This is a genomic window from Streptomyces sp. NPDC056948 (genome assembly GCF_042674225.1).
Lineage (GTDB): Bacteria > Actinomycetota > Actinomycetes > Streptomycetales > Streptomycetaceae > Streptomyces > Streptomyces purpurascens.
In genome coordinates this window covers 1-2,330 of the sequence record NZ_JBHUQX010000730.1, presented here as the reverse complement: position 1 = coordinate 2,330, position 2,330 = coordinate 1, and the positions used below count along the sequence as shown (strand labels likewise).

Sequence of the window (2,330 nt, the reverse complement as noted above, 5' to 3'; positions counted from 1 at the left end):
CCGCGCGACCGGCCACGTAGCCAAGATCATCAAGTATCTGGGGATCTGAGACCCCGCTTCTCTCTGCTGTGGAACGGCTCGTACCGGGGTTCCCCGGTACGAGCCGTTCCATATTTCGGGCGTGACTGTCCGATAAACGCTTCGTTACTCCGTGCGAGATCACGAACGGGTGGTCGAGGGCGGAGGGGTGCGGTGGGGGCCAGTGTGTACAGCAGGGAGCGACTGGAGGAGGCGGCTCGAGGGGCGCGGACGTTGTCGGAGGCGTTGGGGAGGTTGGGGGTGGAGCCAAAGGGCTGGAAGCGACGCTACGTCCTCGATCGCATGAAGAAGTTGGGAGTGGATGTCTCTCACTTCCAACGGGAAGGCGCCAAGTGGACGAGGGAAATCCTCGGCCCTGTGGTGGCTGAGTCGACAAGTGTCAACCAGGTCCTTCGGCGACTCGGGCTCGAGCCGGTAGGCGGGCACCACACCAACATCTCCCGGCGCATCAAGGCTTATGACATCGACACCTCACACTTCACGCCGGTGGCCCGCACGGAACGCCAGAGGTACAACCAGCGCCGCCGCACCGCCGAGGAAATTCTCACCGAAGACACCTCGCCACACCCCATGCGCACTCCCGGCACGCGGCTCAAGAGGGCGATGCGCGAACTGGGCGCGGTGGAGCGCTGCGCGCTCGGCGGAATCGAGCCCCTTTGGCTCGGAGAGCCCCTCCCCCTCGAGATCGACCACATCGACGGGAACTGGCGGAACAACCGGATCGACAACCTGCGCATGGTCTGCCCCAACTGCCACTCGACGACCGACAGTTATCGCGGCAGGGGCAAAGGGCAGAGCAGGGGTCGCGTCTCATGACCGGCGGCATGCGGTACGACCGCGACCGGCTCGCTGAAGCAGCCACACGGTGTTCCGACATCGACGAGGTCATCGCCTTCTTCGGCACCAGGCCCTACGGCCAGCTCCGTCGATACCTCACCAAGCGATTCGCTCACTTCGGCATCGACATCTCCCATTTCCGGCCCACTGGCAGACTCGCCAGGCCCACGCCCGACGAACTGCGCGAGGCTGTCGCCGGTGCGATCTCCATGGCCGAGGTCCTGCGCCGTCTGGGGCGCACGAACAACGGCAGGGAACGCAACAAGCTGCGTGAGTGGTTCGCCGAGGAGCGCATCTCGACCACGCACTTCCTCGGACAGGCACACCAGCGCGCGAGACCGGGCACGACCCCTGTCAAGCGTCCCGAGGAGATCCTGGTCCAACACACTGGCCAGCGCCGGACCAAAACCGTCTTACTGCGGCGAGCGCTGCGCGAAGTCGGCGTACCGGAGGAGTGTGCGCGGTGCGGGGTAGGCCCCGAGTGGCTCGGGAAGCCCATGACTCTGGAGGTCGACCACATCAACGGCGACTGGCGGGACGATCGGCGTGAAAACCTCCGCCTGTTGTGCCCAAACTGCCATGCGATCACCAGCACGTGGTGCAGGGGAGGCAGAAGCCGGCGAGCGGCTCCCGGTACGATGACAGGCGGCTAGCGGCGGTGGCGCAATGGCGACGCAGCAGGTTTAGGTCCTGTGGCCCCTGACCGGGCTTGAGGGTTCGAATCCCTTCCGCCGCACGACAAACGGCCTGCACGTCAAAGGACTGATGCGCAGGCCGTTTCTGTTGCGCTCAGCCCAACAGCTCCCGCACCACCGGCACCAGTGCCCGAAACGCCTTCCCCCGGTGGCTGATCGCGTTCTTCTCCTGGGGAGTCAGTTCCGCGCAGGTGCGGGTCTCGCCGTCCGGCTGGAGGATCGGGTCGTAGCCGAAGCCGCCCGAGCCTGACGGGGCGTGGCGGAGGGTGCCTCGGAGTTGGCCCTCGACCACGCGCTCCGTGCCGTCGGGCAGGGCCAACGCCGCCGCGCAGGCGAAGTGGGCGGCGCGGTGGTCGTCGGCGATGTCCGAGAGCTGGGCGAGGAGCAGGTCCAGGTTGGCCTTGTCGTCGCCGTGCCGGCCGGACCAGCGGGCGGAGAAGATGCCCGGGGCGCCGTTCAGGACGTCTACGCACAGGCCCGAGTCGTCGGCGACCGCGGGGAGGCCGGTGGCCTGGGCCAGGGCGTGGGCCTTCAACAGGGCGTTCTCCGCGAAGGTGACGCCCGTTTCCTTGACGTCGGGGATGTCCGGGTAGGCGTCGGCACCGACCAGGTCGTGGGGCAGGCCGGCTTCGGCCAGGATCGCCCTGAGTTCGGTGATTTTTCCGGCGTTGCGCGTGGCGAGGATCAGGCGGGTCATGGCCCCCAGTATCACTGCCCGCGCCCCGTAAGGGGCGCGGGGAACTGCGCGATCGGCCACGA

The 2,330-nt window shown here is 67.3% G+C and carries 3 protein-coding genes and 1 tRNA gene; 3 read left to right on the top strand and 1 reads right to left on the bottom strand.

What is annotated here, in order from left to right:
- The first annotated feature begins 192 nt into the window (after nt 1-192).
- From ACFTZL_RS44090 to ACFTZL_RS44080, 3 genes are all read left to right on the top strand, one after another.
- Nucleotides 193-855, top strand: coding sequence for an HNH endonuclease signature motif containing protein (locus tag ACFTZL_RS44090; protein ID WP_382596042.1), 663 nt, complete (start codon nt 193-195; stop codon nt 853-855).
- A complete protein-coding gene (locus tag ACFTZL_RS44085) occupies nt 852-1,529 on the top strand; it encodes an HNH endonuclease (protein WP_382596039.1) in 678 nt (225 codons plus the stop codon). The genes ACFTZL_RS44090 and ACFTZL_RS44085 overlap by 4 nt, the downstream gene beginning before the upstream one ends.
- A tRNA-Leu gene (locus ACFTZL_RS44080) sits at nt 1,529-1,612 on the top strand. The genes ACFTZL_RS44085 and ACFTZL_RS44080 overlap by 1 nt, the downstream gene beginning before the upstream one ends.
- Before the next feature lie 53 nt (nt 1,613-1,665).
- On the opposite strand, the gene rdgB is transcribed toward ACFTZL_RS44080, so the two are convergent.
- Nucleotides 1,666-2,268, bottom strand: coding sequence for an RdgB/HAM1 family non-canonical purine NTP pyrophosphatase (gene rdgB / locus ACFTZL_RS44075; protein ID WP_382596036.1), 603 nt, complete (start codon nt 2,266-2,268; stop codon nt 1,666-1,668).
- Nucleotides 2,269-2,330 lie beyond the last annotated feature (62 nt).

Coding starts and splice junctions, on each gene's coding strand:
- ACFTZL_RS44085 (WP_382596039.1), top strand. CDS start 852: ATGACCGGCGGCATGCGGTACGACCGCGACCGGCTCGCTGAAGCAGCC.
- rdgB (WP_382596036.1), bottom strand. CDS start 2,268: ATGACCCGCCTGATCCTCGCCACGCGCAACGCCGGAAAAATCACCGAA.